Here is a 25,634-nt window from a genome sequence, read left to right on the forward strand (position 1 = left end):
GGCCCGGGACCGGTCGTGCGGAGGGCCGACCACGATCGGACGCGCCCCGATCCCCCGAACGGCACTCTCCCAACCGGCACAATCCCGGCACGGCTCCTACGCTCGTGTCATGTCAGAGGTCCACGCTGCCCGCCGAACCCGCCTCAGGGAACGCTGCCAAGCCGGCGGCAGCGCCTCCGCGCTGGTCACCCGCCCCGCCAACGTCCGCTACCTCGCGGGCGCCGCCCCCCACCACGCCGTCCTGCTCCTCGGCCTCAGCGAGGATCTGCTGCTGTGTCCCGGCCCGCCGGACGCCCGCGTCGCGGAAGGCAGACCCGACGAGGCGCTGCGCGTGCAGCGGCTGCCCGGACCCGGCGATCCCGCCGTCGCGGCGGCCGACCTCGCCGCCGGACAGGGCGTCGAATCCCTCGCCGTCGAGGAGCACCACCTCACGGTCGCCCGGCACCGGGCCATCCGCTCGGTCGTGCCCCGGCTGCGCCTGGTCGACATGGGCGGCGCGGTCGAACAGCTGAGGGTGGTGAAGGACGAGGAGGAGATCTCCTGCCTCAGGATCGGCGCCGAGATCGCCGACCAGGCACTGGGCGAGCTGCTCGAGTCCATCCTCGTCGGCCGCACCGAACGCCACCTGGCCCTGGAACTGGAGCGCCGCCTCGTCGACCACGGCGCCGACGGCCCCGCCTTCGCGACCTCCGTCGCCACCGGCCCCAACTCCGGCAGACGCTGCCACCGCCCCACCGACCGGCGGGTCGAGGAGGGCGACTTTCTCTCCGTCTGCCTCGGTGCCACCTACCGCGGCTACCGCTGCGAGATCGGCCGCACCTTCGTGATCGGTACGTCCCCCACCGACTGGCAGATCGAGCTGTACGACCTCGTCTTCGCCGCTCAGCGGGCCGCTCGCGAGACCCTGACCCCGGGTGTCGCCTACCGCGACGTGGACCGTGCCGCGCGCCAGGTACTGGATTCCGCGGGATACGCCGAGAGCCTCGCGGCCCTGACCGGACACGGTGTGGGACTCGAAATCGACGAGGACCCGCAGTTGGCCCCCGCGGCCATGGGTAAACTGGACGCCTGCGTGCCGGTCACCGTCGAACCCGGGGTCCACCTCCCGGGCCGGGGCGGTGTCAGGATCGATGACACGCTCGTCGTTCGCCCCGAGGCGGACGGCGGACCCGAGCTACTCACCATCACGACCAAGGAGCTGCTCGCGCTGTAGCGCTTGCCCCGGGGTCGTCCACGTCAGTCCAGGAGATTCCGCAACCGTGGCTTCCACGAACGACCTCAAGAACGGCCTTGTGCTCAAGCTCGAAGGCGGCCAGCTCTGGTCCGTCGTCGAGTTCCAGCACGTCAAGCCCGGCAAGGGCCCGGCCTTCGTGCGCACCAAGCTCAAGAACGTGCTCTCCGGCAAGGTCGTCGACAAGACCTTCAACGCCGGCGTCAAGGTCGAAACGGCCACTGTCGACAAGCGCGACATGCAGTTCTCGTACATGGACGGCGAGTACTTCGTCTTCATGGACATGGAGACCTACGACCAGCTGATGGTCGACCGCAAGGCCGTCGGCGACGCCGCCAACTTCCTCATCGAGGGCTTCACGGCGACCGTCGCCCAGCACGAGGGCGAGGTGCTCTTCGTGGAGCTCCCGGCCGCGGTCGAACTGGTCGTCCAGGAGACCGAGCCGGGCCTCCAGGGCGACCGCTCCACCGGCGGCACCAAGCCCGCCACCCTGGAGACCGGTCACCAGATCAACGTCCCGCTCTTCATCACCACCGGTGAGAAGATCAAGGTCGACACCCGCACGAGCGACTACCTCGGCCGGGTGAACAGCTAACCGTGGCTGCCCGCAACACAGCCCGCAAGCGTGCCTTCCAGATCCTCTTCGAGGGCGACCAGCGTGCCGTAGACGTCCTGACCGTCCTCGCGGACTGGATCCGGCTCTCCAGGGAGGACACCCGGCAGCCGCCGGTGAGCGAGTACACGATGCAGCTGGTCGAGGGCTACGCGAAGCACGCGAAGCGCATCGACGAGCTGATCGCCCAGTACTCGGTCGGCTGGACGCTCGACCGGATGCCGGTCGTCGACCGCAACCTGCTGCGCCTGGGTGCCTACGAGCTGATCTGGGCGGACGAGACGCCGGACGCCGTCGTACTCGACGAGATGGTGCAGCTGGCGAAGGAGTTCTCCACCGACGAGTCGCCCTCGTTCGTCAACGGACTGCTCGGCCGGCTCAAGGACATCAAGCCCTCACTGCGCCGGGACGAGGCGTAAGGCACGACAGCCACTAGCGCGCCACAGGCACGAGACGCCCGAGGGCCCGCAGCGAGACCGCTGCGGGCCCTCGGGCGTGCGGGGAGACTCACGGAGACCCATGGGGACCCCGGAGGTCACGGAAGGGCGCACAAAGCCGCCGGGGTGGCGGGAACCGTGAAGTTCCAGCCACCCCGGCGGCACGTTTCTGCTGGGAAGGGGAGCGGTTCAGCTCTCCTCGTGGGACGCCACCGCACGGCGCGCGTCCGCGTCCAGCACGCCCCAGCTGATCAGCTGCTCGGTGAGGACCGAGGGCGACTGGTCGTAGATGACGGCGAGTGTGCGCAGGTCGTCCTGGCGGATCGAGAGCACCTTGCCGTTGTAGTCACCGCGCTGGGACTGGATCGTGGCGGCATACCGCTGCAGCGGGCCCGCCTTCTCGGCCGGTACGTGGGCCAGCCGCTCCAGGTCCAGGACCAGCTTCGGCGGCGGCTCGGCGGCGCCGCCCGGCGTGGTGCCCGGCAGCAGCTCCTGCACGGGAACGCCATAGAAATCGGCCAGCTCGGCGAGACGCTGCACGGTCACGGCGCGGTCGCCGCGCTCGTAGGAACCGACCACGACGGCCTTCCAGCGCCCCTGGGACTTCTCCTCGACACCGTGGAGGGAAAGGCCCTGCTGGGTGCGGATGGCCCGGAGCTTGGCCCCGAGCTGTTTGGCGTATTCGCTGGACATATAGCTCCCCGGACACTGTGTCGACGCGGCTGGGTCTTTTCCGTGCCGCGCGGCTGGTAACTCACTGTGAGGTTACGCAGCGTTACTCTGCCGCGTCAAGCCGAATGGTCCGCACCGATGCTTCCGTGGTAACGGTCACCGATTGAGCCATAGGGGTGAATGAGAGGCGCCGTTCGGGCCTGCTACCGTGGATGGCGCAATTCCGACGTCCTTTAAGGTCCGTCCCGTGAGGCGGAGAAGGAGGTCCGTTTCATATGGACACCGAGCACGGCTCCCAGCACACCACCCACCCCTCCGATGCGCGGCCCGTTCTCGAAGGCCCCGACATCGCGCGGGTGTTGACCCGCATCGCCCACGAGATCGTCGAACGCGCCAAGGGTGCCGACGACGTGGTGCTCCTCGGCATCCCGACCCGGGGCGTTTTCCTCGCCCAGCGGCTCGCGGCCAAGCTGGAGCAGATCACCGAGCGCAAGATTCCCGTCGGTTCGCTCGACATCACCATGTACCGCGACGACCTGCGCATGCATCCGCCGCGCGCGCTGGCCCGCACCGACATCCCCGGCGACGGCATCGACGGCAAGCTGGTCGTCCTCGTCGACGACGTGCTCTTCTCCGGCCGCACCATCCGCGCCGCCCTCGACGCCCTGAACGACATCGGGCGCCCGCGTGCCGTGCAGCTCGCGGTGCTGGTCGACAGAGGCCACCGCGAACTGCCCATCCGCGCCGACTACGTCGGCAAGAACCTCCCCACGTCGTTGCGGGAGACGGTCAAGGTCCAGCTCGCCGAGGAGGACGGTCGCGACACCGTGCTGCTCGGTGCCAAGCGGACCGCTCCGGGCGCGCCGCACTAGCTCCCCGGCGTACGTCACTGTCGTACGCCCCGCTCCAGCGCCCCCGCCTGCCCGGATTCTCCCGAAACTGAACTGCCTTACGGAGCCTGAAAGATGCAGCGTCATCTCATCTCGGCCGCCGACCTCACCCGCGACGACGCCGTCCTGATCCTCGACACCGCCGAGGAGATGGCCCGGGTCGCCGACCGGCCGATCAAGAAACTGCCGACCCTGCGCGGCCGGACCGTCGTCAACCTCTTCTTCGAGGACTCCACCCGGACCCGGATCTCCTTCGAGGCCGCCGAGAAGAGGCTGTCCGCGGACGTCATCAACTTCTCCGCCAAGGGATCCAGCGTCTCCAAGGGCGAGTCCCTGAAGGACACCGCCCAGACCCTGGAGGCCATGGGCGTCGACGCCGTCGTCATCCGGCACGGCGCCTCCGGAGCGCCGTACCGCCTGGCCAACTCCGGCTGGATCGACGCGGCCGTCATCAACGCCGGCGACGGCACCCACCAGCACCCCACCCAGGCGCTGCTCGACGCCTTCACCATGCGCCGCCGGCTGGTCGGCCGGGACGCCGGCATCGGACAGGACCTCGACGGCAGGCGCATCACGATCGTCGGCGACATCCTGCACAGCCGGGTCGCCCGCTCCAACGTCGACCTGCTGCACACCCTCGGCGCCGAGGTCACCCTCGTCGCCCCGCCCACCCTGGTGCCGGTCGGCGTCGAGACCTGGCCCTGCGAGATCTCCTACGACCTCGACAGCACACTGTCGAAGTCCGACGCGGTGATGATGCTGCGCGTGCAGCAAGAGCGCATGAACGCGGCGTTCTTCCCGACCGAGCGCGAGTACGCGCGGCGCTACGGCCTCGACGGCGAACGCATGGCGCGGATGCCCGAGCACGCCATCGTGATGCACCCCGGTCCGATGGTCCGCGGCATGGAGATCACCGCCGAGGTCGCCGACTCCGAGCGCTGCACCGTCGTGGAGCAGGTCGCAAACGGAGTCTCCATCCGGATGGCCGTCCTGTACCTGCTTCTGGGCGGCAACGAGCCCGCCGTAAGCCACGCCCGTACCGAGGAGAAGTAAGTCACATGAGCAAGATCCTGATCCGTGGTGCCAAGGTGCTCGGCGGCGAGGCGCAGGACGTCCTGATCGACGGAGAGGTCATCGAGGCCGTCGGTACGGGACTGTCAGCCGGGGGTGCCGAGGGCGCGGAGATCGTCGAGGCCGACGGCAAGGTGCTGCTGCCCGGTCTGGTCGACCTGCACACCCACCTGCGTGAGCCGGGCCGCGAGGACTCCGAGACGGTGCTGACCGGTACCCGCGCGGCCGCCTCCGGCGGCTTCACCGCCGTGTTCGCCATGGCCAACACCTTCCCGGTCGCGGACACCGCCGGTGTGGTCGAGCAGGTCTACCGGCTGGGCCGGGAGAGCGGCTACTGCGATGTGCAGCCGATCGGCGCCGTCACGGTCGGTCTGGAGGGCCGCAAGCTCGCCGAGCTGGGCGCCATGCACGAGTCGGCGGCCGGTGTCACCGTCTTCTCCGACGACGGCAAGTGCGTCGACGACGCGGTGATCATGCGCCGGGCGCTGGAGTACGTGAAGGCCTTCGACGGGGTCGTCGCGCAGCACGCCCAGGAGCCGCGGCTGACCGAGGGCGCCCAGATGAACGAGGGCGTCGTCTCCGCCCAGCTGGGGCTCGGCGGCTGGCCGGCGGTGGCCGAAGAATCGATCATCGCCCGGGATGTCCTGCTCGCCGAGCACGTCGGCTCCCGCGTCCACATCTGCCATCTGTCGACCGCGGGCTCGGTGGAGATCGTCCGCTGGGCCAAGTCCCGCGGCATCGACGTCACCGCCGAGGTCACCCCGCACCACCTGCTGCTCACCGAAGAGCTGGTGCGGACGTACAACCCGGTCTACAAGGTCAACCCGCCGCTGCGCACCGAACGGGACGTGCACGCCCTGCGCGAGGCGCTCGCCGACGGCACCATCGACATCGTCGCCACCGACCACGCCCCGCACCCGCACGAGGACAAGGACTGCGAGTGGGCCGCGGCCGCCATGGGCATGGTCGGCCTGGAGACCGCGTTGTCGGTGGTCCAGGAGACGATGGTGGACACCGGGCTGCTCGACTGGGCCCAGGTCGCCGACCGGATGTCCGTCACACCCGCGCGGATCGGCCAGGCCAGGGGCCATGGGCGTCCCGTCTCGGCAGGTGAGCCCGCCAACCTCACGCTCGTCGACACGGCATACCGTGGGTCCGTGGACCCCGCGGGCTTCGCCTCGCGCAGCCGCAACACCCCGTACCAGGGGCGTGAGCTGCCGGGTCGTGTCACGCACACGTGGCTCCGGGGCAAGGCCACGCTCGTCGACGGGAAGCTCACGTGACACCTGAAATCCTGCTGGCCGCCGAGAAGGAATCGGCCGAGGTCACCGACTGGGCCGCCCGGGTCGGCTGGCTCGTCGGACTCGCTCTCTTCGTGGCCCTGGTCTACTGGCTGATGCGCGAGGGCTGGAAATGGCGCGGCACGCTCCAGGGCGACCTGCCCGAGCTGCCCGCGGCGCCGGACGAGCCCGGCGAGGCCAGACTGACGATGAGCGGCCGGTACCACGGCTCCACCACCGCCGGACACTGGCTCGACCGCATCGTCGCGCACGGCCTCGGCACCCGCAGCCGGGTCGAGCTCACCCTGACCGACGCGGGACTGGACGTCGTACGACCTGGAGCGACGGACTTCTTCGTCCCGCTCGAGTCCCTGCGCGAGGCCCGGCTCGACAAGGGCATCGCCGGCAAGGTCCTCACCGAGGGCGGCCTGCTCGTGGTCACCTGGGCGCACGGCGACCGGCTGATCGACTCCGGGTTCCGCTCCGAACGCGCGGCCGAGCACAACGCGTGGGTCGACCTCATCAACTCCATGATCGAAACAACCACCACGGAAGGCGCCGAACGATGACGACCTCCATCCAGGGAGCCGCCTCGCAGAGGCGCAAAGCAACTCCCGCCGCACTCGTCCTGGAGGACGGCCGGGTCTTCCGCGGCCGGGCCTACGGGGCCGTGGGGTCGACCTTCGGCGAAGCCGTGTTCTCCACCGGCATGACCGGCTACCAGGAGACCCTCACCGACCCCTCGTACCACCGCCAGGTCGTCGTGATGACCGCCCCGCACGTGGGCAACACCGGCGTCAACGACGAGGACCCCGAGTCGGGGCGGATCTGGGTCGCCGGATACGTGGTGCGCGACCCCGCGCGCGTGCCGTCCAACTGGCGCTCCCGCCGCTCCCTCGACGAGGAGCTGCGCGAACAGGGCGTCGTCGGCATCTCCGGCGTCGACACCCGCGCGCTGACGCGCCACCTGCGCGAGCGCGGCGCCATGCGCGTCGGCGTCTTCTCCGGCGACGCGCTGCCCGACGAGGCCACCATGCTCGCCGAGGTGCGCCAGGCCCCCGAGATGAAGGGCGCCGACCTGTCGGCGGAGGTCGCCACCAAGGAGGCGTACGTCGTCCCGGCGATCGGTGAGAAGAGGTTCACCGTCGCCGCGATCGACCTCGGCATCAAGGGCATGACGCCGCACCGGATGGCCGAGCGCGGCATCGAGGTGCACGTGCTGCCCGCCACGGCGAGCGTCGAGGACGTGTACGCCGTCCAGCCCGACGGCGTGTTCTTCTCCAACGGCCCCGGGGACCCGGCCACCGCCGACCACCCGGTCTCCGTGATGCGGGCGGTCCTGGAGCGCGGCACCCCGCTCTTCGGCATCTGCTTCGGCAACCAGATCCTGGGCCGCGCGCTCGGCTTCGGCACCTACAAGCTGAAGTACGGCCACCGCGGCATCAACCAGCCGGTGCAGGACCGCACGACCGGCAAGGTCGAGGTCACCGCGCACAACCACGGCTTCGCCGTCGACGCCCCGCTCGACCAGGTCTCCGACACCCCCTACGGCCGCGCCGAGGTCTCCCACGTCTGCCTCAACGACAACGTGGTGGAGGGACTCCAACTCCTGGACCGGCCGGCCTTCAGCGTCCAGTACCACCCCGAAGCGGCAGCCGGCCCGCACGACGCCGCCTACCTGTTCGACCGCTTCACGTCTTTGATGAGCACCGTCCTGATGGAGGGCCAGCGTGCCTAAGCGCACCGATATCCAGTCCGTCCTGGTCATCGGCTCCGGCCCGATCGTCATCGGCCAGGCCGCCGAGTTCGACTACTCCGGCACCCAGGCGTGCCGCGTCCTGAAGGCCGAGGGCCTCAGGGTCATCCTGGTCAACTCCAACCCGGCGACGATCATGACCGACCCGGAGATCGCCGACGCCACCTACGTGGAGCCGATCACCCCGGAGTTCGTCGAGAAGATCATCGCCAAGGAGCGGCCCGACGCGCTGCTGCCGACGCTCGGCGGTCAGACCGCCCTCAACACCGCGATCTCCATGCACGAGCAGGGGGTGCTGGAGAAGTACGGTGTCGAGCTGATCGGCGCCAACGTCGAGGCGATCAACAAGGGCGAGGACCGCGACCTCTTCAAGGACGTCGTCGAGGCCGTCCGCGAGAAGATCGGGCACGGCGAGTCCGCCCGCTCCTACATCTGCCACTCGATGGACGACGTGCTGAAGGGGGTCGAGCAGCTCGGCGGCTACCCCGTCGTCGTGCGCCCCTCCTTCACCATGGGCGGCGCCGGCTCCGGCTTCGCCCACGACGAGGAGGAACTGCGCCGCATCGCCGGCCAGGGCCTGACCCTCTCGCCGACCACCGAGGTGCTCCTGGAGGAGTCCATCCTCGGCTGGAAGGAGTACGAGCTGGAGCTGATGCGCGACAAGAACGACAACGTCGTGGTCGTCTGCTCCATCGAGAACTTCGACCCGATGGGCGTCCACACCGGCGACTCGATCACCGTCGCGCCCGCGATGACGCTGACCGACCGCGAGTACCAGCGGCTGCGTGACATCGGCATCGCGATCATCCGCGAGGTCGGCGTCGACACCGGCGGCTGCAACATCCAGTTCGCGGTGAACCCGGACGACGGCCGCATCATCGTCATCGAGATGAACCCGCGCGTCTCGCGCTCCTCGGCCCTCGCCTCCAAGGCGACCGGCTTCCCGATCGCCAAGATCGCCGCGAAGCTCGCCGTCGGTTACACCCTCGACGAGATCCCGAACGACATCACGGAGAAGACGCCCGCGTCCTTCGAGCCGACCCTCGACTACGTGGTCGTCAAGGCTCCGCGGTTCGCCTTTGAGAAGTTCCCCTCGGCCGACTCCACGCTGACCACGACCATGAAGTCGGTCGGCGAGGCCATGGCCATCGGCCGGAACTTCACCGAGGCCTTCCAGAAGGCGCTGCGCTCCCTGGAGAAGCAGGGCTCGCAGTTCACCTTCGTCGGCGAGACGGGCGACAAGCAGGAGCTCCTGGAGGCTTCGGTCCGCCCCACCGACGGCCGGATCAACACGGTCATGCAGGCGATCCGCGCCGGTGCCACGCCCGAGGAGGTCTTCGCGTACACGAAGATCGACCCCTGGTTCGTGGACCAGCTCTTCCTGATCAAGGAGGTGGCGGACGAACTCGCCGCCGCCGAGCGCCTGGACGCCGAACTGCTCGCCGAGGCCAAGCGGCACGGCTTCTCCGACCAGCAGATCGGCGAGATCCGGGGCCTGCGCGAGGACGTGGTGCGCGAGGTGCGACACGCGCTGGGCGTACGCCCGGTGTACAAGACGGTCGACACCTGCGCCGCCGAGTTCGCCGCGAAGACGCCGTACTTCTACTCCTCCTACGACGAGGAGAGCGAGGTCGCCCCGCGCGAGAAGCCGGCCGTCATCATCCTGGGCTCGGGACCCAACCGCATCGGCCAGGGCATCGAGTTCGACTACTCCTGCGTCCACGCCTCCTTCGCGCTGTCCGACGCCGGGTACGAGACGGTGATGGTCAACTGCAACCCGGAGACCGTCTCCACGGACTACGACACCTCCGACCGCCTGTACTTCGAGCCGCTGACCCTCGAGGACGTGCTGGAGATCGTCCACGCGGAGTCGCTGGCCGGTCCGATCGCGGGTGTGGTGGTGCAACTCGGCGGCCAGACCCCGCTGGGCCTGTCGCAGGCGCTGAAGGACAACGGCGTGCCGGTCGTCGGCACGCCTCCCGAGGCGATCCACGCCGCCGAGGACCGCGGCGCCTTCGGCCGTGTCCTCGCCGAGGCGGGCCTGCCGGCCCCCAAGCACGGCACCGCCACCACCTTCGCGGGCGCCAAGTCCATCGCCGACGAGATCGGCTACCCGGTGCTCGTCCGGCCGTCGTACGTCCTCGGCGGGCGCGGCATGGAGATCGTCTACGACGAGACCCGGCTGGAGGCCTACATCGCCGAGTCGACCGAGATCAGCCCGTCCCGGCCGGTCCTGGTCGACCGCTTCCTCGACGACGCGATAGAGATCGACGTCGACGCGCTCTACGACGGCACGGAGCTCTACCTCGGTGGCGTCATGGAGCACATCGAGGAAGCCGGAATCCACTCCGGCGACTCCGCCTGCGCGCTCCCGCCGATCACTCTCGGCGGCTTCGACATCAAGCGCCTGCGGTCCTCCACGGAGGCCATCGCCAAGGGCGTCGGGGTGCGCGGACTGATCAACATCCAGTTCGCGATGGCGGGCGACATCCTGTACGTCCTCGAAGCCAACCCGCGTGCCTCCCGCACCGTCCCCTTCACCTCGAAGGCGACCGCGGTGCCGCTGGCGAAGGCCGCCGCCCGGATCTCCCTGGGCGCGACCATCGCCGAACTGCGCGCCGAGGGACTGCTCCCGGCGGCCGGCGACGGCGGCGAACTCCCGCTCGACGCGCCGATCTCCGTCAAGGAGGCCGTCATGCCGTGGTCCCGCTTCCGTGACGTCCACGGCCGCGGCGTCGACACGATCCTCGGCCCGGAGATGCGCTCCACCGGCGAGGTCATGGGCATCGACTCCGTCTTCGGCACGGCGTACGCCAAGTCGCAGGCGGGCGCCTACGGCCCGCTGCCGACGAAGGGCCGCGCCTTCATCTCGGTCGCCAACCGCGACAAGCGCTCCATGATCTTCCCGGCCCGCGAGCTGGTCGCGCACGGCTTCGAGCTGCTCGCCACCTCCGGCACGGCCGAGGTCCTCAAGCGCAACGGGATCAACGCCACCGTGGTGCGCAAGCAGAGCGAGGGCACCGGCCCCAACGGCGAGAAGACCATCGTCCAGCTCATCCACGACGGTGACGTCGACCTCATCGTCAACACCCCGTACGGCACCGGCGGCCGCCTCGACGGCTACGACATCCGTACGGCGGCCGTGGCGCGGTCCGTGCCGTGCCTCACGACGGTCCAGGCGCTCGCCGCGGCCGTCCAGGGCATCGACGCCCTCAACCACGGCGACGTGGGTGTCCGTTCGCTCCAGGAACACGCGGAACGTCTGATCGCGGCCCGCGACTAGCAGCCCTGAGGGGGACACCGGAAACGGTGTCCCCCTCTTCATGAGGACCCCTGTCCTCATGAGGACTCCCGAGGACTTCTGAGGACTCCCGAGATGTACAAACAATTCTTCCGCCTGGTTTTCACCCGGATGGACCCGGAACAGGCCCACTACCTGGCCTTCCGCTGGATCCGGCGAGCCGTCCGCGTCCCCGTGCTGCGCACCTTCCTGGCCGCCGCCCTCGCACCCCGGTACCGGGAACTGCGTACGGAGGCGTTCGGGCTGCGGATGCACGGCCCCTTCGGGCTCGCCGCGGGCTTCGACAAGAACGCCCTCGCCGTCGACGGCATGGCGATGCTCGGCTTCGACCATGTCGAGATCGGCACGGTCACGGGCGAGCCGCAGCCGGGCAACCCCAAGAAGAGGCTGTTCCGCCTCGTGCAGGACCGTGCGCTGGTCAACCGCATGGGCTTCAACAACGAGGGCTCGCTGGCCGTCGCCGCGCGCCTGGCGTCCCGTACGCCCGTCTTCAGGACCGTCGTGGGCGTGAACATCGGCAAGACCAAGGCCGTCCCGGAGGCCGAGGCCGTCGGCGACTACGTGAAGTCGACCGAGCGGCTGGCGGCGTACGCGGACTACCTGGTCGTGAACGTGTCGTCGCCGAACACACCCGGGCTGCGGGATCTGCAGGCCACCGAGGCGCTGCGCCCGCTGCTGAGCGCCGTGCGCGAGGCCGCCGACCGTACGGTCACCTCGCGCCGGGTGCCGCTGCTGGTGAAGATCGCACCCGACCTCGCCGACGAGGACGTCGACGCGGTCGCGGACCTGGCCGTCGAACTCGGTCTGGACGGGATCATCGCCACCAACACCACCATCGCCCGCGAGGGCCTCGGCCTGACGTCCGAGCCCTCGCTGGTGAAGGAGACCGGCGGCCTCTCCGGAGCACCCCTGAAGGCACGCTCCCTGGAGGTCCTGCGCCGCCTCTACGCCCGCGTGGGCGACCGGATCACCCTGGTGGGCGTCGGGGGCGTCGAGGACGCCGAGGACGCCTGGCAGCGCATCCTGGCGGGCGCCACGCTGGTCCAGGGGTACAGCGCCTTCATCTACCAGGGGCCCTTCTGGAGCCGCGCCATCCACAAGGGCCTCGCCGCCCGGCTGAGCGCGAGTCCCTACGCCACCCTCGCCGACGCGGTCGGCGCGGACGTGAGGAGGACGGCATGACCGAGCCCTTCGGCGCGCGCCTGCGCCGCGCCATGGACGAACGCGGCCCCCTGTGCGTGGGCATCGACCCGCACGCCTCCCTGCTCGCCGAGTGGGGCCTGGACGACGACGTGAGGGGCCTGGAGCGGTTCAGCCGCACCGTCGTGGAGGCGATGGCCGACCGGGTCGCCGTGCTCAAGCCGCAGAGCGCGTTCTTCGAGCGTTTCGGATCACGCGGGGTGGCCGTCCTGGAGACGTCGGTCGAGCAGGCCCGGGCGGCCGGCGCGCTGGTCGTGATGGACGCCAAGCGCGGAGACATCGGCTCCACCATGGCCGCCTACGCCGAGTCCTTCCTCCACCGGGACGCCCCGCTGTTCTCGGACGCCCTGACCGTCTCGCCGTACCTCGGCTACGGGTCGCTGTCGCCCGCGGTGGCGCTGGCGCGGGAGAACGGCGCGGGCCTGTTCGTGCTGGCGCTGACCTCCAACCCGGAGGGCGGGGAGGTCCAGCACGCGGTCCGCGCGGACGGCCGGACCGTCGGTGCCACGATGCTGGCCCATCTGGCGGCCGAGAACGCGGGGGAGCGGCCGCTGGGCTCCTTCGGGGCGGTCGTCGGCGCCACGCTGGGCGACCTGTCGTCGTACGACTTGGACATCAACGGTCCGCTCCTGGCTCCGGGCATCGGAGCTCAGGGGGCGACTCCGGCGGACCTGCCCGAGGTCTTCGGGGCCGCGGTGCGCAATGTCGTCCCCAACGTCAGCCGGGGTGTTCTACGTCACGGTCCCGACGTCACGGCGCTGCGAGCGGCCGCGGACCGGTTCGCGGAGGAGATCCGGGCTGCTGTGGACGCCACCTGAGGGTTTCCCGTCCTTCGGTTCAGACCTCCGATGAGTGCTTGGAGGACCACTTGAGTCTGAATACATGCTCAAATCCGGGGCAGTATGTTCGAAATGTCCGACCTGGCAAAGGCTGACCAGGACTTTTCCGCTGTTCTCGCTGACTCTGGCGGACTTGCCCGCTAGTCTCCGACGAGAGTCAACGGGCAAGCGTGTTGCTCGTAGCTCCCCAGGTGTGGGGCGAATAGGTTCCTCACCGGTCCGTATCCGACAGTTCGACATCCGAGGTGACGTAGGCGTGGCTCTTCCGCCCCTTACCCCTGAACAGCGCGCAGCCGCGCTCGAAAAGGCCGCCGCGGCTCGCCGGGAGCGGGCCGAGGTCAAGAATCGACTCAAGCACTCCGGCGCCTCCCTGCATGAGGTCATCAAGCAGGGCCAGGAGAACGACGTCATCGGCAAGATGAAGGTCTCCGCCCTGCTTGAGTCCCTGCCTGGCGTGGGCAAGGTCCGCGCCAAGCAGATCATGGAGCGACTCGGCATCTCCGAGAGCCGCCGCGTGCGTGGTCTCGGTTCCAACCAGATCGCCTCCCTGGAGCGTGAGTTCGGCAGCACCGGTTCCTGAAACCCGGGTGCTCGGGACAGGGCGTCCCGGGCACTCCGGGACAGCTGGAATAATCGCTGCATGAGTGAACGTCCTCGGCTGACCGTGCTCTCCGGCCCCTCCGGGGTCGGCAAGAGCACGGTCGTCGCCCATATGCGCAAGGAACACCCCGAGGTCTGGCTCTCGGTGTCGGCGACGACCCGCAGGCCCCGCCCCGGCGAGAAGCACGGAGTCCAGTACTTCTTCGTCACCGACGAGGAGATGGACAAGCTGATCGCCAACGGCGAGCTGCTCGAGTGGGCCGAGTTCGCCGGCAACCGGTACGGCACGCCGCGTGCGGCCGTGCTGGAGCGCCTGGAGGCGGGGGAACCCGTCCTGCTGGAGATCGACCTCCAGGGCGCCCGGCAGGTCCGGGAGTCCATGAAGGAAGCCCAGCTGGTGTTCCTGGCTCCGCCCTCCTGGGAGGAGCTCGTGCGCAGACTGACCGGCCGGGGCACCGAGCCGCCCGAGGTGATCGAGCGGCGTCTGGACGCGGCGAAGGTCGAACTGGCGGCCGAGCCGGAGTTCGACGTGACCCTGGTCAATACCTCCGTCGAGGACGTGGCGCGTGAGCTGCTAGCCTTGATGGATGTTGTGTGATCGCTCTTGATGTGATCACTGCCGATCTTTTCCCATCCATCGGAAGGTAGAGCGTGTCCTCTTCCATCTCCGCGCCCGAGGGCATCATCAACCCGCCGATCGACGAGCTCCTCGAGGCCACCGACTCGAAGTACAGCCTCGTGATCTACGCGGCCAAGCGGGCCCGCCAGATCAACGCGTACTACTCGCAGCTCGGCGAGGGCCTCCTCGAGTACGTCGGTCCGCTCGTCGACACCCACGTCCACGAGAAGCCGCTCTCGATCGCCCTGCGCGAGATCAACGCGGGTCTGCTGACGTCCGAGGCCATCGAGGGCCCGGCGCAGTAATATTTTCGGCTTGCAGTTGACTTTTCCACAGGCCCGGCAGCGCGACTGCCGGGCCTGTGGTGTGCTCGGGGTGCGGGGATCGGCCCCGCGATGATGATGCAGCATGGAGCCGAACGCCGGGATTCACGGCGTACCTGTTCCGAGGTCCGGGGAGAGACGGTGGACAAGCCCAAGGTCGTTCTGGGGGTCAGTGGCGGTATCGCCGCCTACAAGGCCTGTGAGCTGCTGCGCAGACTGACCGAGTCGGGGCATGAGGTGCGCGTCGTCCCCACCGCCTCCGCCCTGCACTTCGTCGGCGCCGCCACCTGGTCCGCCCTCTCCGGCAACCCCGTCTCCACCGAGGTCTGGGACGACGTGCACGAGGTCCCGCACGTTCGCATCGGCCAGCACGCCGACCTGGTCGTCGTCGCCCCCGCCACCGCGGACACGCTGGCGAAGGCCGCCCACGGCCTCGCCGACGACCTCCTCACCAACACCCTGCTCACCGCCCGCTGCCCGGTCGTCTTCGCGCCCGCCATGCACACCGAGATGTGGGAGCACCCGGCCACCCAGGAGAACGTGGAGACATTGCGGCGCCGCGGCGCGGTCGTCATCGAACCGGCCGTCGGCCGCCTCACCGGCGTCGACACCGGCAAGGGCCGGCTGCCCGACCCCGCCGAGATCTTCGAGGTCTGCCGTCGCGTCCTGGCCCGGGGCGTCACCGGTCCCGACCTCTCAGGCAAGCACGTCGTCGTCAGCGCCGGCGGCACCCGCGAGCCCCTCGACCCGGTCCGCTTCCTCGGTAACCGCTCCTCCGGCAAGCAGGGCTACGCCCTCGCCCGCACCGCCGCCGCGCGGGGCGCGCGGGTGACGCTGGTCGCGGCGAACGCCGGGCTGCCGGACCCGGCCGGAGTGGATGTGGTTCCGGTCGGCACGGCGGTGCAGTTGCGGGAGGCGGTCCTGAAGGCCGCCGCGGACGCCGACGCGGTGGTGATGGCCGCGGCGGTCGCCGACTTCCGCCCGGAGACCTACGCGGCCGGGAAGATCAAGAAGAAGGACGGTCAGGACCCGGACCCGGTCGTGCTCGTACGGAATCCCGACATCCTCGCGGAGATCTCCGCCGACCGTGCCCGCCCGGGCCAGGTGGTCGTCGGTTTCGCCGCCGAGACGGACGACGTGCTCGCCAACGGTCGCGCGAAGCTGCGGCGCAAGGGCTGCGATCTGCTCGTGGTGAACGAGGTGGGGGAGCGCAAGACATTCGGCTCCGAGGAGAACGAGGCGTTGGTCCTGGGGGCCGACGGCAGCGAGACGCCGGTCCCGCACGGGCCCAAGGAAGCCTTGGCCGACATCGTGTGGGACCTGGTCGTCGAGCGCCTGAACTGAGGGTTTGTCTCTGCTCGGAAATCGCTGAGACCTCGCACATTGGGGCGTGGCGCCGCTGGCCAAGTCCGCTCGGGATTGGGCAGAATGCCCGTGCCGCAGGTCACAGCACTCCCGAGAGGCGAGACAGGGGGCCCGCTGGCATAGTGCGACCGATAAACTGTTCTCGGACGACGCCGGGCGCAGCCCCCGTCCCGTCCGCCAATGATCAGCCAGCAGCCGCTGCAACCCCAGGGAGCGTTGTGTCCCGTCGCTTGTTCACCTCGGAGTCCGTGACCGAGGGCCACCCCGACAAGATCGCTGACCAGATCAGCGACACCATTCTCGACGCGCTTCTGCGTGAGGACCCGACCTCCCGGGTCGCCGTCGAGACGCTGATCACGACCGGCCTGGTGCATGTCGCCGGTGAGGTCACCACCAAGACCTACGCCCCCATCGCGCAGCTCGTGCGCGACAAGATCCTGGAGATCGGCTACGACTCCTCGAAGAAGGGCTTCGACGGCGCCTCCTGCGGCGTGTCGGTGTCCATCGGCGCGCAGTCCCCGGACATCGCCCAGGGCGTCGACACGGCCTACGAGAACCGCGTCGAGGGCGACGAGGACGAGCTGGACCGCCAGGGCGCGGGTGACCAGGGTCTGATGTTCGGCTACGCGACGGACGAGACCCCCACCCTGATGCCGCTGCCGATCTTCCTGGCGCACCGGCTCTCCAAGCGCCTGTCCGAGGTTCGCAAGAACGGCACCATCCCCTACCTGCGCCCGGACGGCAAGACGCAGGTCACCATCGAGTACGACGGTGAGAAGGCGGTCCGTCTCGACACGGTCGTGGTCTCCTCGCAGCACGCCAGCGACATCGACCTGGAGTCGCTGCTGGCCCCCGACATCCGCGAGTTCGTGGTGGAGCCGGAGCTGAAGGCGCTGCTCGACGAGGGCATCAAGCTGGAGACCGAGAACTACCGTCTCCTGGTCAACCCGACCGGCCGTTTCGAGATCGGCGGCCCGATGGGCGACGCCGGCCTGACCGGACGCAAGATCATCATCGACACGTACGGCGGCATGGCCCGCCACGGCGGCGGTGCCTTCTCGGGCAAGGACCCGTCCAAGGTGGACCGCTCCGCGGCGTACGCGATGCGCTGGGTCGCCAAGAACGTCGTGGCCGCGGGTCTTGCCTCGCGCTGCGAGGTCCAGGTGGCGTACGCGATCGGCAAGGCCGAGCCGGTCGGCCTGTTCGTGGAGACCTTCGGCACCGCCAAGATCGACACCGACCGGATCGAGAAGGCCATCGACGAGGTCTTCGACCTGCGTCCGGCCGCCATCATCCGCGACCTCGACCTGCTCCGCCCGATCTACGCCCAGACCGCGGCGTACGGCCACTTCGGCCGTGAGATCCCCGAGTTCACGTGGGAGAACACGGACCGTGTGGAGGCGCTGCGGAAGGCTGTGGGTCTGTAGACCCACCGCTCGCCGCGAGGCCCGGTCCCCTGGTGGGGGCCGGGCCTCGGTCTGTTTCCCTCGCGGCCCCAGGTGCTGAGCCGGCCGCGGGCAAAGGGGGAGCCACCGCGGAGCCCCGGGCCCGGTCGAATGTCAGTGGGGTCTGGTACCAATGATGCTGTGAGCAGCGAGAACGAGGGTCCGGAGCGTGCGGCGCAGGACGCGCCGCCCGAGCAGCTCGCGCTCATCCGGGAGAGCGTGCGCAGGGGCAAGGCGCCGCGGGCGAAGCCACGGACCTGGCGGGGGGCCGCGCTGGCCACCGAGCTGCCCGTCGCCCGGGTACTGGTGGACAAGGGGGTGCTGCACCTCGACCGGTACTTCGACTACGCGGTGCCCGAGGAACTGGACGCCGACGCACAGCCGGGGGTGCGGGTGCGGGTGCGGTTCGGGGCCGGGCGGCATCGGGTGCGGGACGGGCGGCGTGAGGGCGGCGGGCTGATCGACGGGTTCCTCGTCGAACGGCGCGCCGAGTCCGACTACTCCGGGCCGCTGGCCGCACTGGCCCAGGTGGTGTCCCCCGAGCCGGTGCTCGACGAGGAACTGCTGGGGCTGGCCCGGGCCGTCGCCGACCGGTACGCGGGCAGTCTCGCCGATGTGCTGCAACTCGCCGTGCCGCCGCGCAACGCGCGAGCCGAGCAGCGGCCCTCGCCCGCTCCGCTGCCGCCCCCCGGCGCGCCGGACGTGGGGACCTGGGGGCGGTACGAGCGCGGGGCCGCGTTCCTCCAGTCGCTGGCCGCCGGAGGCGCCCCGCGCGCGGTGTGGAACGCGCTGTCGGGGCCGGAGTGGGCTGACGAGCTGGCGCGCGCCGTGGTGGCGACGTTGGCCTCCGGACGCGGTGCGCTGGTCGTCCTTCCCGACGGCAGGGCGGTCGCACGCGTCGACGCCGCGCTGACAGAGCTGCTGGGGGAGGGGCGGCACGCGGTGCTCACCGCCGACGCCGGGCCCGAGAAACGGTATCGGGAGTGGCTGGCGGTGCGGCGCGGGAGCGTGCGGGCGGTCGTGGGGACCCGGGCTGCCATGTTCGCCCCGGTGCGGGACCTCGGTTTGGTCGCCATGTGGGAGGACGGCGACGACAGCCACAGCGAGCAGCATGCGCCCCAGCCGCATGCGCGGGAGGTGCTGCTGCTGCGGGCCGCTCAGGACAAGTGCGGCTTCCTGCTCGGAAGCTGGAGCTGCACGGTGGAGGCCGCACAGCTCGTGGAGAGCGGGTGGGCGCGGCCGCTGGTCGCCGGGCGGGACCAGGTGCGGGCCGCCGCGCCGCTGGTCAGGACCGTGGGAGACGGGGACCTCGCGCGGGACGAGGCGGCGCGGGCCGCGCGGCTGCCGACCCTCGCCTGGCAGGCCGTCAGGGAGGGCCTGCGGCACGGGCCGGTACTGGTGCAGGTGCCCCGGCGGGGGTACGTCCCGAGGATGGCGTGCGCCAGTTGCCGGGCGCCCGCGCGGTGTCGGCACTGCTCCGGGCCCCTGGAGGCACAGGAGTCCGGGGCCGCGCTGCGCTGCGGGTGGTGCGGCCGCGAGGACGGCGCCTGGCACTGTCCGGAGTGCGGGGGGTTTCGGTTGCGGGCGCAGGTCGTCGGGGCGCGCCGCACCGCCGAGGAGTTGGGGCGGGCGTTTCCGGCGGTGCCGGTGCGGACGTCGGGACGCGAGCATGTGCTGGACACGGTGCCGGCGGCGCCCGCCCTGGTGGTGAGCACACCGGGGGCCGAACCCGTCGCCGAGGGGGGCTATGCGGCGGCTCTGCTGCTGGACGGGTGGGCCATGCTCGGGCGGCCGGACCTGCGCGCCGGTGAGGAGGCGCTGCGGAGGTGGATCGGGGCGGCCGCTCTGGTACGCCCGCAGGGCGCCGGGGGCACCGTCGTGGTGGTCGCCGAGCCGACACTGCGGCCCGTGCAGGCGCTGGTGCGGTGGGACCCGGTGGGGCATGCGGTGCGGGAGCTCGCCGAGCGGGCCGAGCTGGGTTTCCCGCCGGTGTCGCGGATGGCGGCCGTGTCGGGGAGCGCGGAGGCGGTCACGGAGTTTCTGCGGGCGACGGAACTGCCGCCGGACTCCCAGGTGTTGGGGCCCGTACCGCTGCCCGTGGTGGCCGCGGGCCGCCCGCGCAGGGCGGGCGGGCCGCCTCCCGGGGAGCACTGGGAGCGGGCGTTGATCCGGGTGCCGCCGGGAAGCGGGGCGGCGTTGGCGTCCGCGCTGAAGGCGGCGCAGGCGGCGCGGATGGCGCGCGGGGGTGCGGAGGCGGGGGTCCGGGTGCGGATCGATCCGCCCGACATCGGGTGAGCGGGAGATCGCGGTCAGGCCCGGCCCGGCGACCGTCCTGAGGACGCTGTGGGCGGCGGCCACCGGGAAGTCGCTGTGCAGGTCGGGCGTGGCCGTGGCAGGAGGCCGGTCGCCCGCCCGGTGGCGTGCTCGCCGGAGTCGTCGGTCGGCCGGGACCGTGTGACCCGGTGTCACCCCCGCGGCCCGCTCGGTGGATCGCGGTGGCATACGTCTGCCCTCCCGGAGACGTGCCGGGAGGGCAGGGGGAAGGGGGCGGAACGGGTCAGCCGTTGCGGGGGGCCGGGAAGGCGGTGGGCCTGGGTTCCTCGCGGAGGGACGGGCTGCCCGCCGTCGGCTGGGTCGGCATGGAGCGGGCGGCGGGCACGGTCGGCACCGCGGAGATGCCGGAGCCCACGTTGACCGTGCGGGAACCCGTGGATTCCGTGGCCCGCTCGGTCTCGGCGGCCGCCTGGGCGGCGGCACGGCGGGCTCCGTAGCGGCGGTGCACCGCCTGCTTGGTGACGCCGAGGGCGGATCCCACGGCGTCCCACGAGAAGCCGAGTGAACGGTCGAAGTCCACGGCGGCCGTCACCAGGGTCTCGACACTGTCCCGCAGTTCCTGGGCGAGACGGACCGTCGGGGCGGGGGCGCGTCCGTAGACGACGAAGCCCGTGGAGGGGCCGGAGCGGCGCGGGCGGTAGACGTTGCCCAACTGGGCGGTGAGGGTGCGAAGTGCGTCCACCTGCCGGCGGACCCGCTCGATGTCCCGCACCAGCAAGTGCAGGCTGGCCCGTGCCTGGGCGTCGTGGGTTGCGTGGTCGGCCATGAACAAGCCTCTCGAACCGGCGTTGAAAAGGATCGGACCGCGTGCGTGCGGCCCATTGCGGTCAACTCTTTCTTGACCAACGCGGATTCGCTCCGCTGGTCACGCATCGGGGGCGTGTACGCATATTCGTACGCCCCTGGAGGCAGGGATCGCGCCTCGACCCTGGGTCTCGGACGCGTTTCCCGCCCTGTTCCCCACCCGCGCCCCGGTCGTCGTCAGTTGACCGCGGACCGGCCTCGGCTGTGGGGTGCCGACCGTCGGCGGCTGTTCCGTACGAGGTCATAGACTGGGGCGTTGGCCGTGTCCGCCCCCCGCCCGAGAGGCCCCACCCCACCCATGAAGCTCGTCTTCGCCGGTACCCCAGAGGTCGCCGTTCCCGCTCTGGACGCTCTGCTCGCCTCCGGGCGGCACGAGGTGGCCGCCGTCGTCACGCGACCCGACGCGCCGGCCGGGCGTGGGCGGAGGCTGGTCGCCTCTCCCGTCGCCGAGCGGGCCGAGGAGGCCGGGATCGAGGTGCTGAAGCCCGTCAAGCCGCGGGATCCGGACTTCCTGGAGCGGCTGCGCGAGATCGCCCCGGACTGCTGTCCCGTCGTCGCCTACGGAGCCCTGCTGCCCCGTGTGGCCCTGGACGTCCCCACCCACGGCTGGGTCAACCTGCACTTCTCGCTGCTGCCCGCCTGGCGCGGCGCCGCTCCGGTGCAGCACTCCGTCATGGCGGGCGACGAGATCACGGGGGCGACCACCTTCCTCATCGAGGAGGGCCTCGACTCCGGCCCCGTCTACGGGACGTTGACCGAGACCGTCCGGCCCACCGACACCAGCGGGGACCTGCTGACCCGGCTGGCTTTCGCAGGCGCCGGCCTGCTGACCGCCACCATGGACGGGATCGAGGACGGCTCCCTGAAGGCCGTACCGCAGCCGGCCGAGGGCGTCACCCTGGCCCCGAAGATCACCGTCGAGGACGCCCGGGTGGACTGGCACGCGCCCGCGCTGCGGGTCGACCGGGTGGTGCGCGGATGCACCCCGGCCCCCGGCGCCTGGACCACCTTCCGCGGTGAGCGGCTCAAGCTCGTCCAGGTCCGGCCCGTCCCCGAGCGCACCGACCTCGCACCCGGGGTGCCGGCCGTCGGCAAGAACGACGTCCACGTGGGCACCGGCTCCTACGCCGTCGAGCTGCTGTGGGTGCAGGCCCAGGGCAAGAAGCCGATGAAGGCCGCCGACTGGGCCCGGGGCGTACGCATCGGCGACGGCGAGACCCTCGGCGCGTGACGTGAGGCCGCGGACTTAGGCTTGGCGCGTATCCCTACCCGTAATCCGGAGCACCTTTTTCGTGAGTGACCAGCCCCGTCGGCCCGGCAGGCCCGGCAAGACCGGCAAGCCCTACCGTCGGCCCCAGAAGGACCCCGTCCGCATGCTCGCCTTCGAGGCGCTGCGGGCCGTGGACGAGCGGGACGCGTACGCCAACCTCGTCCTGCCGCCCCTGCTGCGCAAGGCGCGGGAGAAGGGCGGCTTCGACGGGCGGGACGCGGCCCTCGCGACGGAGCTGGTGTACGGGACGCTGCGGTGGCAGGGGACGTACGACGCCGTCATCGCGGCCTGTGTCGACCGGCCGCTGCGGGAGGTCGACCCCCCGGTGCTCGACGTGCTCGGTCTCGGCGTGCACCAGCTGCTGGGGACGCGGATCCCCACCCATGCCGCGGTGTCCGCCTCCGTCGAGCTCGCCCGGGTCGTGCTCGGCGACGGGCGGGCCAAGTTCGTCAACGCGGTGCTGCGGAAGGTCGCGCAGGACGACCTGGACGGGTGGCTCCAGAAGGTCGCCCCGCCCTACGAGGACGACCCCGAGGACCATCTGTCCGTCATGCACTCGCACCCCCGCTGGGTCGTCTCCGCCTTGTGGGACTCGCTCGGCGGCGGGCGGGCCGGGATCGAGGACCTGCTGGAGGCCGACAACGAGCGGCCCGAGGTGACCCTGGTCGCCCGGCCGGGGCGGTCCACCACGGAGGAACTGCTGCGCCAGGACGCGGCGCTGCCGGGGCGCTGGTCGCCGTACGCCGTGCGGCTGGCCGAGGGCGGCGAGCCCGGTGCCGTGGAGGCCGTACGGGAGGGCAGGGCCGGGGTGCAGGACGAGGGCAGCCAACTCGTCGCGCTGGCGCTCGCGAACGCGCCCCTGGAGGGGCGGGACGAGAAGTGGCTCGACGGATGCGCCGGGCCGGGTGGCAAGGCCGCGCTGCTCGCCGCCCTCGCCGCGGAGCGCGGGGCCTTCCTGCTCGCCTCCGAGAAGCAGCCGCACCGGGCCGGTCTTGTGGCCCGGGCGCTCACCGGGAACCCCGGGCCGTACCAGGTAATCGCCGCCGACGGGACCCGCCCGCCGTGGCGGCCCGGGTCCTTCGACCGGGTGCTGATGGACGTGCCGTGCACCGGGCTCGGCGCGTTGCGGCGGCGGCCCGAGGCGCGGTGGCGCAGGCGGCCCGAGGACCTCGACGGGTTCGCGCCGCTGCAGCGCGGCCTGCTGCGGACCGCCCTGGAGTCGGTCCGCGTCGGCGGGATCGTCGGCTACGCCACCTGCTCGCCGCACCTCGCCGAGACCCGGGCCGTCGTCGACGACCTGCTCAAGCAGCGGACCGATGCCGAACTCATCGACGCCCGCCCGCTGTTGCCCGGAGTGCCGGATCTCGGCGAGGGTCCCGACGTACAGCTGTGGCCGCATGTGCACGGGACCGACGCGATGTACCTGGCGCTCATTCGGCGGACCGGCTGACGCCCGCCTGAAGCGACTCGGATGCCGGTGGCTCGCCGTCCTGCCGGGACAGCGGGTGCGGCCACCACACCGTCGGGCCGACGTCCAGGAACAGGGACGGGACCAGCACCGACCGCACCACGAAGGTGTCGATCAGCACGCCGAGGGCCACCGCGAAGCCGATCTCCGCGAAGGCGACCATGGGGAGGGTGCCGAGGGCGGCGAAGGTGCCGGCCAGGACCAGGCCGGCCGAGGTGATGACCGCGCCCGTCGTCGCGAGGCCCGTCACCACACCCCGGCGGGTCCCCTGACGGGCCGCCTCCTCGCGGATCCGGGTGGTCAGGAAGATGTTGTAGTCGATGCCCAGGGCGACCAGGAAGACGAACACGAACAACGGGAAGTCGGTCGACTCGCCCGCGTAGTCGAACAGGTGGCGGAACGCGAGCGCGCTGAGGCCGAGTGCTGCCGCGAACGACAGGATCACCGTCCCGATCAGCAGCAGCGCGGCGACCAGTGCACGCAGCAGCAGGCCCAGGATCAGCAGCACGACGAGCAGCACCAGCGGGATGATCAGCAGGTTGTCGTGGGTGGTCGCCTGGTCCGCGTCCAGCAGGGCGGCCGTGCCGCCGCCCACCTTCGCGTCCGCGTCCGGCACCGCGTGCACGGCGTCCCGGACCCGCTCCACGGTCTGTTTCGCCGCCTCGCTGTCGGCCGGGTCGCTCATGGTGGCCTCGAACAGCACCTTGCCCTCGAGGAAGGGCTTCGTGCCCGGTGGCCGGCCGAGCGAGGTGGGGACCACGCCCCGGGTGGCGGCGACCGTATCGGCGACCTGCCGGGCCTGTGCCTGGTCGCTGACGACGACCAGGGGATCGCCGCTGCCCGCCGGGAAGTAGCGTGCCGAGACCTCCTGGCCGACGATCGAGTCCGGTTTCCCGGTGAAAGCGTCCGCGTTGCTGATGCCCTCCGCGCGCAGCTGGATCAGGCCGAGCGAGCAGAGCGCGAGCACCAGCGCCGTCACGCCCCAGATCATGCGCGGACGCCGGGCCATCCGGCGGCCCAGCCGGGCCCACACGCCCCGCTCGGTCGGGTCGGGGGCGCCGAAGTGCGGGATCACCGGCCAGAAGATCCAGCGGCCGAAGATCACCAGCAGCGCGGGGAACAAGGTCGTCATCGCCAGCAGGGCGACCGCCACGCCGATCGCGGCGACCGGGCCGAGACCGCTGGTCGAGTTCATCTCGGCGGCCAGCAGCATCAGCATGCTCAGCACGACCGTCCCGCCCGAGGCCAGCACCGCCGGACCGGCGCGGTGCAGCGCCAGCGCCATCGCCTCGTGCCGGTCCTCGTGACGGCGCAGCTCTTCTCGGTAGCGGGCCACGAGCAGCAGCGCGTAGTCCGTTCCCGCGCCGAAGACGAGGACGGTGAGAATGCCGGCGCTCTGGCCGTTGACGGTCAGGCCCGCGTGCTGTGCCAGCAGGTAGATCAGCGCCTGCGCGGTGAACAGGGCGACGATCACCGACACCAACGGGACCAGGATGAGGGTGGGGCTGCGGTAGGTGAGGAGCAGCATCACGATGACGACGCCCATCGCCGAGACCAGCAGCGTGGAGTCGATGCCCTCGAAGGCCTTGGAGAAGTCCGCCGAGGTGCCGCCCGGGCCGGTGATGTGCACGGCGAGGCCTCCACCGCTCTCCCCGACGACGTCCCGGATCGAGTCGACGGCGGGCGCGATCCGCTGCCAGCCCTTCTCGTCCATCGTGATCGGTACCAGGATCTGGGCGGCGCGCGGATCGGTCGGCCGGTCGTAGACCGGGCCCCGGGTCTCGGCGCCGCGGATGCCGTGGTCCGTCAGCTGCCTGAGCCGGGCCGCGTCCGCGGTGATCCGCGCCCGGTCCTGGGCGTTCAGGCCGCTCTCGCGGGCGTACACGACGGCGGCCGGGATCTGCTCCGGCCTGAAGTCCTCGGAGATCTGCAGGACTTGGGTCGACTCGGCGGAGCCGGGCAGCCAGGAGGCCGCGTCGTTGTCCTGGGCGTCGGTCAGCTTCTGGGCGAGCGGTGCCGTCAGGAACAGCGCGACCAGCCACAACACCAGCACCAGCCACTTGGCACGCCGCCCGCACACCAGGTGCGCGACGCCTCGCCTCCCGTTCATCGGCGA

General features: G+C 71.1%; 22 protein-coding genes. 19 read left to right on the forward strand and 3 right to left on the reverse strand.

The window, feature by feature from the left end:
- The first annotated feature begins 109 nt into the window (after window positions 1-109).
- The 3 genes from ACFYRY_RS35780 to nusB are packed head-to-tail and all read left to right on the forward strand — an operon-like array spanning window position 110 to window position 2,263.
- The gene (locus ACFYRY_RS35780) at window positions 110-1,213 is read left to right on the forward strand and encodes an aminopeptidase P family protein (RefSeq protein WP_389155398.1); all 1,104 of its coding nucleotides are present in this window, start codon (window positions 110-112) and stop codon (window positions 1,211-1,213) included.
- A gap of 46 nt (window positions 1,214-1,259) precedes the next feature.
- Window positions 1,260-1,826 (forward strand): elongation factor P, encoded by a 567-nt coding sequence (gene efp / locus ACFYRY_RS35785; protein ID WP_020128856.1) that lies wholly within the window; start codon window positions 1,260-1,262, stop codon window positions 1,824-1,826.
- Between the two features lie 2 nt (window positions 1,827-1,828).
- Window positions 1,829-2,263 (forward strand): transcription antitermination factor NusB, encoded by a 435-nt coding sequence (gene nusB, locus ACFYRY_RS35790; RefSeq protein WP_389155401.1) that lies wholly within the window; start codon window positions 1,829-1,831, stop codon window positions 2,261-2,263.
- A 207-nt stretch (window positions 2,264-2,470) separates the two neighbouring features.
- On the opposite strand, the gene bldD is transcribed toward nusB, so the two are convergent.
- Window positions 2,471-2,974 carry a transcriptional regulator BldD gene (gene bldD, locus ACFYRY_RS35795; protein ID WP_030038549.1) on the reverse strand — a complete coding sequence of 168 codons (504 nt, stop codon included), beginning with the start codon at window positions 2,972-2,974 and terminating at the stop codon, window positions 2,471-2,473.
- 254 nt (window positions 2,975-3,228) lie between these two features.
- Here bldD and pyrR point away from each other — a divergent pair, with 254 nt between their 5' ends.
- The 14 genes from pyrR (at window position 3,229) to ACFYRY_RS35865 (ending at window position 19,937) form a co-directional block, all read left to right on the forward strand.
- On the forward strand, window positions 3,229-3,825 hold the full coding sequence (gene pyrR / locus ACFYRY_RS35800; RefSeq protein ID WP_389155404.1) for a bifunctional pyr operon transcriptional regulator/uracil phosphoribosyltransferase PyrR: 597 nt from the start codon (window positions 3,229-3,231) through the stop codon (window positions 3,823-3,825).
- Between the two features lie 93 nt (window positions 3,826-3,918).
- Window positions 3,919-4,896: an aspartate carbamoyltransferase catalytic subunit gene (locus tag ACFYRY_RS35805; protein WP_389155407.1), complete on the forward strand. Its 978-nt coding sequence runs from the start codon at window positions 3,919-3,921 to the stop codon at window positions 4,894-4,896.
- Between the two features lie 5 nt (window positions 4,897-4,901).
- On the forward strand, window positions 4,902-6,197 hold the full coding sequence (locus ACFYRY_RS35810; RefSeq protein ID WP_389155409.1) for a dihydroorotase: 1,296 nt from the start codon (window positions 4,902-4,904) through the stop codon (window positions 6,195-6,197).
- Window positions 6,194-6,763, forward strand: coding sequence for a hypothetical protein (locus tag ACFYRY_RS35815; protein WP_389155412.1), 570 nt, complete (start codon window positions 6,194-6,196; stop codon window positions 6,761-6,763). Before ACFYRY_RS35810 ends, ACFYRY_RS35815 begins: the two co-directional genes overlap by 4 nt.
- A complete protein-coding gene (gene carA / locus ACFYRY_RS35820) occupies window positions 6,760-7,932 on the forward strand; it encodes a glutamine-hydrolyzing carbamoyl-phosphate synthase small subunit (RefSeq protein ID WP_389155414.1) in 1,173 nt (390 codons plus the stop codon). The genes ACFYRY_RS35815 and carA overlap by 4 nt, the downstream gene beginning before the upstream one ends.
- Window positions 7,925-11,233, forward strand: coding sequence for a carbamoyl-phosphate synthase large subunit (gene carB / locus ACFYRY_RS35825; RefSeq protein ID WP_389155417.1), 3,309 nt, complete (start codon window positions 7,925-7,927; stop codon window positions 11,231-11,233). Before carA ends, carB begins: the two co-directional genes overlap by 8 nt.
- A 93-nt stretch (window positions 11,234-11,326) precedes the next feature.
- Window positions 11,327-12,433, forward strand: coding sequence for a quinone-dependent dihydroorotate dehydrogenase (locus ACFYRY_RS35830; protein WP_389155421.1), 1,107 nt, complete (start codon window positions 11,327-11,329; stop codon window positions 12,431-12,433).
- A complete protein-coding gene (gene pyrF / locus ACFYRY_RS35835) occupies window positions 12,430-13,269 on the forward strand; it encodes an orotidine-5'-phosphate decarboxylase (RefSeq protein ID WP_389155424.1) in 840 nt (279 codons plus the stop codon). Before ACFYRY_RS35830 ends, pyrF begins: the two co-directional genes overlap by 4 nt.
- A 277-nt stretch (window positions 13,270-13,546) precedes the next feature.
- Window positions 13,547-13,870, forward strand: coding sequence for an integration host factor (locus ACFYRY_RS35840; protein ID WP_003977346.1), 324 nt, complete (start codon window positions 13,547-13,549; stop codon window positions 13,868-13,870).
- 60 nt (window positions 13,871-13,930) lie between these two features.
- A complete protein-coding gene (gene gmk, locus ACFYRY_RS35845) occupies window positions 13,931-14,488 on the forward strand; it encodes a guanylate kinase (protein ID WP_356774736.1) in 558 nt (185 codons plus the stop codon).
- Window positions 14,489-14,541: 53 nt separating this feature from the next.
- The gene (gene rpoZ / locus ACFYRY_RS35850; protein WP_003977348.1) at window positions 14,542-14,814 is read left to right on the forward strand and encodes a DNA-directed RNA polymerase subunit omega; all 273 of its coding nucleotides are present in this window, start codon (window positions 14,542-14,544) and stop codon (window positions 14,812-14,814) included.
- Window positions 14,815-14,973: 159 nt separating this feature from the next.
- Entirely contained in the window at window positions 14,974-16,176 is a 1,203-nt protein-coding gene (coaBC, locus tag ACFYRY_RS35855) for a bifunctional phosphopantothenoylcysteine decarboxylase/phosphopantothenate--cysteine ligase CoaBC (RefSeq protein ID WP_389155427.1), read from the forward strand.
- Between the two features lie 239 nt (window positions 16,177-16,415).
- The gene (gene metK / locus ACFYRY_RS35860; RefSeq protein ID WP_389155429.1) at window positions 16,416-17,624 is read left to right on the forward strand and encodes a methionine adenosyltransferase; all 1,209 of its coding nucleotides are present in this window, start codon (window positions 16,416-16,418) and stop codon (window positions 17,622-17,624) included.
- A gap of 129 nt (window positions 17,625-17,753) precedes the next feature.
- On the forward strand, window positions 17,754-19,937 hold the full coding sequence (locus ACFYRY_RS35865) for a primosomal protein N' (RefSeq protein WP_389155431.1): 2,184 nt from the start codon (window positions 17,754-17,756) through the stop codon (window positions 19,935-19,937).
- A 262-nt stretch (window positions 19,938-20,199) separates the two neighbouring features.
- Here ACFYRY_RS35865 and ACFYRY_RS35870 read toward each other — a convergent pair whose 3' ends face one another.
- Window positions 20,200-20,742 carry a hypothetical protein gene (locus ACFYRY_RS35870; protein ID WP_389155434.1) on the reverse strand — a complete coding sequence of 181 codons (543 nt, stop codon included), beginning with the start codon at window positions 20,740-20,742 and terminating at the stop codon, window positions 20,200-20,202.
- A gap of 336 nt (window positions 20,743-21,078) precedes the next feature.
- Here ACFYRY_RS35870 and fmt point away from each other — a divergent pair, with 336 nt between their 5' ends.
- Window positions 21,079-22,011, forward strand: coding sequence for a methionyl-tRNA formyltransferase (gene fmt, locus ACFYRY_RS35875; protein ID WP_356774744.1), 933 nt, complete (start codon window positions 21,079-21,081; stop codon window positions 22,009-22,011).
- Between the two features lie 61 nt (window positions 22,012-22,072).
- Window positions 22,073-23,500: an RsmB/NOP family class I SAM-dependent RNA methyltransferase gene (locus tag ACFYRY_RS35880; RefSeq protein ID WP_389155437.1), complete on the forward strand. Its 1,428-nt coding sequence runs from the start codon at window positions 22,073-22,075 to the stop codon at window positions 23,498-23,500.
- On the opposite strand, the gene ACFYRY_RS35885 is transcribed toward ACFYRY_RS35880, so the two are convergent.
- Window positions 23,481-25,628: an MMPL family transporter gene (locus tag ACFYRY_RS35885; protein ID WP_389155440.1), complete on the reverse strand. Its 2,148-nt coding sequence runs from the start codon at window positions 25,626-25,628 to the stop codon at window positions 23,481-23,483. The genes ACFYRY_RS35880 and ACFYRY_RS35885 overlap by 20 nt on opposite strands.
- Between the last annotated feature and the right edge of the window lie 6 nt (window positions 25,629-25,634).

The sequence above is a fragment of the Streptomyces sp. NPDC005263 genome (genome assembly GCF_042872365.1).
Taxonomy (GTDB): Bacteria; Actinomycetota; Actinomycetes; order Streptomycetales; family Streptomycetaceae; genus Streptomyces.